This window comes from Streptomyces sp. WAC 04229, from assembly GCF_003947455.1.
Lineage (GTDB): Bacteria > Actinomycetota > Actinomycetes > Streptomycetales > Streptomycetaceae > Streptomyces.
In genome coordinates, this window is record NZ_QHJH01000326.1 from 1 (window position 1) to 4345 (window position 4345).

5 protein-coding genes and 2 pseudogenes are annotated in these 4345 nt (G+C 70.6%); 3 read left to right on the plus strand and 4 right to left on the minus strand.

The features are described from left to right. Nucleotides 1–124: pseudogene (locus DMH12_RS37465) on the plus strand (IS481 family transposase); the annotation flags it as partial. Here the strand turns inward: DMH12_RS37465 and DMH12_RS37470 are convergent. The 3 genes and pseudogenes from DMH12_RS37470 to DMH12_RS37480 all read right to left on the minus strand — a co-directional run bounded on the left by DMH12_RS37470 (nucleotide 121) and on the right by DMH12_RS37480 (nucleotide 1419). Beyond that, a complete protein-coding gene (locus tag DMH12_RS37470; RefSeq protein ID WP_260474487.1) occupies nucleotides 121–660 on the minus strand; it encodes a hypothetical protein in 540 nt (179 codons plus the stop codon). The pseudogene DMH12_RS37465 and the gene DMH12_RS37470 sit on opposite strands and share 4 nt — an antisense overlap. 68 nt (nucleotides 661–728) lie before the next feature. Further along, nucleotides 729–845 (minus strand): annotated as a pseudogene (locus DMH12_RS37475) (hypothetical protein); the annotation flags it as partial. Nucleotides 846–948: 103 nt separating this feature from the next. After that, entirely contained in the window at nucleotides 949–1419 is a 471-nt protein-coding gene (locus tag DMH12_RS37480; RefSeq protein WP_125495736.1) for a hemerythrin domain-containing protein, read from the minus strand. A 146-nt stretch (nucleotides 1420–1565) separates the two neighbouring features. On the opposite strand from DMH12_RS37480, the gene DMH12_RS37485 reads away from it, so the two are divergent. Together DMH12_RS37485 and DMH12_RS37495 are read left to right on the plus strand one after the other, a co-directional pair. Continuing rightward, entirely contained in the window at nucleotides 1566–2264 is a 699-nt protein-coding gene (locus DMH12_RS37485) for a hypothetical protein (RefSeq protein WP_260474488.1), read from the plus strand. Nucleotides 2265–2708: 444 nt separating this feature from the next. Beyond that, the gene (locus DMH12_RS37495; RefSeq protein ID WP_125495737.1) at nucleotides 2709–3428 is read left to right on the plus strand and encodes a DinB family protein; all 720 of its coding nucleotides are present in this window, start codon (nucleotides 2709–2711) and stop codon (nucleotides 3426–3428) included. A gap of 80 nt (nucleotides 3429–3508) precedes the next feature. On the opposite strand, the gene DMH12_RS37500 is transcribed toward DMH12_RS37495, so the two are convergent. Further along, the gene (locus tag DMH12_RS37500; RefSeq protein ID WP_125495738.1) at nucleotides 3509–4255 is read right to left on the minus strand and encodes a chitinase; all 747 of its coding nucleotides are present in this window, start codon (nucleotides 4253–4255) and stop codon (nucleotides 3509–3511) included. Between the last annotated feature and the right edge of the window lie 90 nt (nucleotides 4256–4345).

Genomic DNA, 4345 nt, shown 5'->3' on the forward strand with positions numbered 1-4345 from the left:
CCACGAACGGTCCGAAGCTCTGACAGACTTCCTGCACACCTACAACCACCACCGCTGCCACACCGCACTCGGCGGCCACCCACCGATCAGCCGCGTGAACAACCCTGCGGGTCAATACAGCTAGGGCTGGTCGTCCATGTCGAGGGCGTGTTCCTTGAGGAATGCGCCCGCGTGAGCTGCTGCCTCTTCTGCGGTTGCGTACGGTACCCCCTCGGCGGCCGTGCCGGATGTTCCATCAGCGCCTCGTCCAGTCCAGCCCCAACCGCCCGAAGGTGACTGCACCAGCTCAGCAGTCCCTCCGAACAGCGCAAGCGTGCTCTCGCCCGCTGCCGCGGGTGCTGGGCGGCTGACGGCACCGGGCCACTTCTTGCGGGCGCCTTGGCGAGTAATACCCCAGACGGCTCCCAACTGCTCATAACTCGCACCGTAGGAGCCGGCGGTCACGGCCGCCCGCTCCGTGAGCCGCTTGACCTCACCGTCCATGAGCTTCCATGCGGCCAGGACGGACAGCGTCACTTCGAGGGGACTCGCGTCCCACGTACGGTCGGCGGACAACCCGGCCTCCCGGGAGCGGATGGCCGAAGCCAGGGGGGTCAAGGCGTCGTACAGGGCCTTGTCGAGCTCCGCCTGCTCTTCTGGGGTGATCTCAGAGACCGTCATGCGACAACTATAGTTTCCGAAGCCGCCAATGGAAACAAAAGTTACCGCACCTTTCGGTTGTTGCCGCGTCAGAGAGGCAGGCGCTGGGTGTCGACCTCGTACGGCCCGACTTCCAGGAAGTGACGCAGCGCTTCCGGAGTGCCGTCGTCCAGGGCCGCGCTCGCCGCCGCGCGCAGGGCGCCGCTGGTGCCCCGGGCGGGGCCCGGGTCCGACGGACCCGGACTGTGAGTCACCACCGGCCGGCTCGGTCCGCACGGCGTTGCGCGCCCGCCGCCGTCCGGTCCTGGGTCATATCGGACCCAGCACCTCACCGGGTGCGGCTGCCAACTCCAGGGTGTCGAGCACGGTGAGCAACTGCCGCTCCTCGTAGCGGAAGTGGCTCTCCATGATCGCGGCGATGCCTTCGAGGTGCTGGTCGAGCTCTTCCGGCGGAGCGGTCCGGTCGACCGCGGCCTGGAGGCCGCCCAGCAGGTGGGCGATCATCGAGTGGTCCTGCTCCAGCGCGCGCAGCACCGGGCGCAGTTCGGGGTGAGCGGCCGCGATGGCCGGGAAAAGGGTGCGGTCCTCGCCCCGGTGGTGGCCGTCGAGGGCCGCACAGAAGCCGTGGCAGTACAGCAGCAGTTCCCGGGCGGCCGCCTCACCGGGCGTCCCGTCGGCAAGAGCGGTGCGGGTCACGGCCATTGCTTCCCGCAGCCGGTGGTGGACCCGACGGAGTTCTTGGCTCCAGGCAACCAGCCTGGTCGTCTCGCGCTCAGTCACGCGAGGACGAAGGGTGCGACGAAGACATCGTCGGCCTCCTTCGATACGGCGCCTCCATGCCTGACACGGTCTGTCACCGGCACGCGACGCTTGTCATACCGTAGCGCACCCGTCGCGACTGCTCCGCGGACGGCTCCGTCCTCGCAGTGGCCGACGGGGACCGGGGCACCGTACTGCTCAGCGGCCAGGACGCCCGCTTCCTCGGCAACCCGTACACGCCGCTGCCTCAGGGCGTGGCGCCCACGGCGGTCGCCTTCAGCCCCGACGGCAAGTGGTTCGCCCAGGGCGGCGCGGCGTCGGGCGACGCGGCCGACCTGACGTTGGCGTTCGCCGATTCGTCGATCGAGCGGCAGCCGCTGCGCATCAGCTTCGAGGACGAGGCCGCCGGCCACCGCGTGGTCCCGCGCGGCATGGAGTTCTCAGCGGACGGAGAGCAGCTCTTCGTCGTGACCTCCGATCACGAGGGCACCAGGTTCTGGCTGCACACCATCCAGACGCGGGAGGCCCTGGCCGCGTCGCGCATCGTGGACGTGACGCACGGGCCGGCCGTCGCCGGTGCGCCGTTCAGGGCGACCGGACGACTCGACCTGGACGGCCTGGCCGCCACCGAGACGCCGCGGATCACGGTGCAGCGACTGACCGGTGCGGAGGTCTCCGACCTGCCGCCGTTCCCGGTCGCCGAGGACGGGACGTTCGTTCTGGAGGACGTTCTGCCGGGCGAGGCCGGCAATGTCCAGTACGTGCTCGGCTACGCGGGTGACGAGGTGCACTACCTCTCGGAGTACTGGCTCGCGGTGGACACGGTCGAGGCGCCGAGCCCGGTGACCCGCGGCGGACCTCGGTAGTCACGCGGCGCCACGGGCTCCTCACCTCCGGTGGACCGGCCCGAGCGGGATGCCCTGCCGTCGGGTGAGGATCGGGCCGGACGCCACAGGAGTGTCGGAGCGCGCGGTGTGGCGCCGGCCGGCCACCGCTGAGAGCGATGAGACCGCGGCCGCCAACCCCGGCGCACGCTCCCGGGTCGATGCAAGGTTCACGGTCACGCCCGAGGTCCGGAGCCTGTTGGCGCTGTGGAAGGGGAACGTGCGGGCGGTCCACCGCGAACCGGTCCTGCGTGCTGCCAGGCAGTCTCCGGTGGCCACCCACGTCGACGGCCGCCCCACCGCGGCCGGGGTCGCGCCGTCCCCGTGCACTCCCGGGCGCCGAAATCCGGTCGCACCCCGCGTGCCGACTCGCTAGCCTCCGCCTGGACGCCGCGTGCGTGCGGGGTGTCACGAGGGGAGCCGGACATGGAGACCGAGGGTGCGCGCACCGACCGGTTGGGGTGCCTGCTCGACCAGTTCGACCAGGCCAGGGAGATGGCGCAGGTGCGGCTGGCGGGGCTCGGCGACGAGGAGTACCTGTGGGAGCCGGTGGACGGCTGCTGGTCGATCCGGCGCAGGTCCGAGGCGGTGACGCCCCGGGCGTACGGGCCGGGCGAGTGGGTGCTGGACAAGGGCGCCCCGGACATTCCGGCCAACGAGTACGCGGAGGTGGCGCGGCAGGCCGCCGGGGGCATGTCGGTCGCCAAGATCGCCGCGGACTGGAGCGTGAGCGCCGAGCGCGTCGAGCAGGTGCTGGCCCACACCGGTGAACCGCCCCCGGACGAGGCGCCGTTCACCACCCTCGCCTGGCGGCTCGGGCACCTGCACTCCTGCATCGCGGGCCAGTGGGAGTGGACCTTCGGTGAACGCCGGCACGACCCGAGGCAGCTGGTCGACTTCTCTCCCTCCGCCGACGTGGCGCTCGGCCGCTTCTGGTCGCTGATCGACCGCTGGCGCGCCGACGTCGCCACCGTCACCGACGAGCAACTCGACACGGTGGGCTTCTCGCAGTACCCGTACGGGTCCGACCCGGACGACCCCTACATCGGCGTGGTGGCGGGCACCAACCTCGAGTTCATCCACCACATGTCCGAGATCGCGGTCCTCCGCGACCTGTGGCGGCTGCGCGCCACCCTCTCCGGTTAGCGGCGCTCGTCCCGGGGCGACAGCGCGGCGGCCCCTCGCGATCGGCGGTGCCACTGATCGCGAGGGGCCGGAGGTGCCGGTCAGCAGCTGAGGTTGCCGCCGGGCTCGACGCCGAGGGCCTGCGTGAAGCGCTGGTAGTTGTCGATCCGGCTCTGGACCTGACCGGGGTTGCCCCCGTTGCACTCCAGGCTGCCGTTGATGGCGCGGATGGTTTCGCCGAATCCCGCGCCGTTGACCATGGCGTCGTGCGGTGTCATGGTCCCGGGCCCGCTCTGCGTGTTCCAGTACCAGAGGCCGGTCTTCCAGGCCACCGCCGCGTCGTTCTGGACCAGGTCGGGGTTGTTGAGCAGGTCTATGCCCAGGGCGTCCCCGGCGGCCTTGTAGTTGAAGTTCCAGCTGAGCTGAACGGGACCGCGTCCGTAGTACTTGGCGGTGCCGGCCGGGCAGCCGTACGGCTGGCTGGCGTCGCAGTAGTGGGGGTAGTTGGCCTCGTTCTGCTCGACCACGTACTGCAGTCCGCCGGTCTCGTGGCTGACGTTGGCGAGGAAGGCGGCGGCCTCCTGCTTCTTCACCGTGTCACTGCCCGTGTTGGTGAACCCCGGGTAGGCGCTGAGCGCCGCGGTGAGTCCGCTGTAGGTGTAGAACGAGTTCCTGTTCGGGAACATCTGGTTGAACTGGGCCTCGCTGACCACGAATTCGGCTGCCGCCCGTGCGTCGGACTCGGGGGCGTCGGACTTCTGGGCGAGGGCCGACGGCGCCAGGGTCAGGCTGCAGAGGGCGGCGGCCGCGCCGGTGGCGGCCAGCAGTGCGAGTTTGCGGTGCTGCACGGTTATCGACTCCTGCTCGGTGGGGGGAACGGCACGGAGGGGCGGGAGGTGGCTCTTATACACACCTGTCGCTGCCGACGAGCTACTCTG

Excerpts from the sequence above, each read along its gene's own strand:
- DMH12_RS37470 (WP_260474487.1), bottom strand. The coding sequence starts at position 660 with ATGACGGTCTCTGAGATCACCCCAGAAGAGCAGGCGGAGCTCGACAAG.
- DMH12_RS37495 (WP_125495737.1), top strand. The coding sequence starts at position 2,709 with ATGGAGACCGAGGGTGCGCGCACCGACCGGTTGGGGTGCCTGCTCGAC.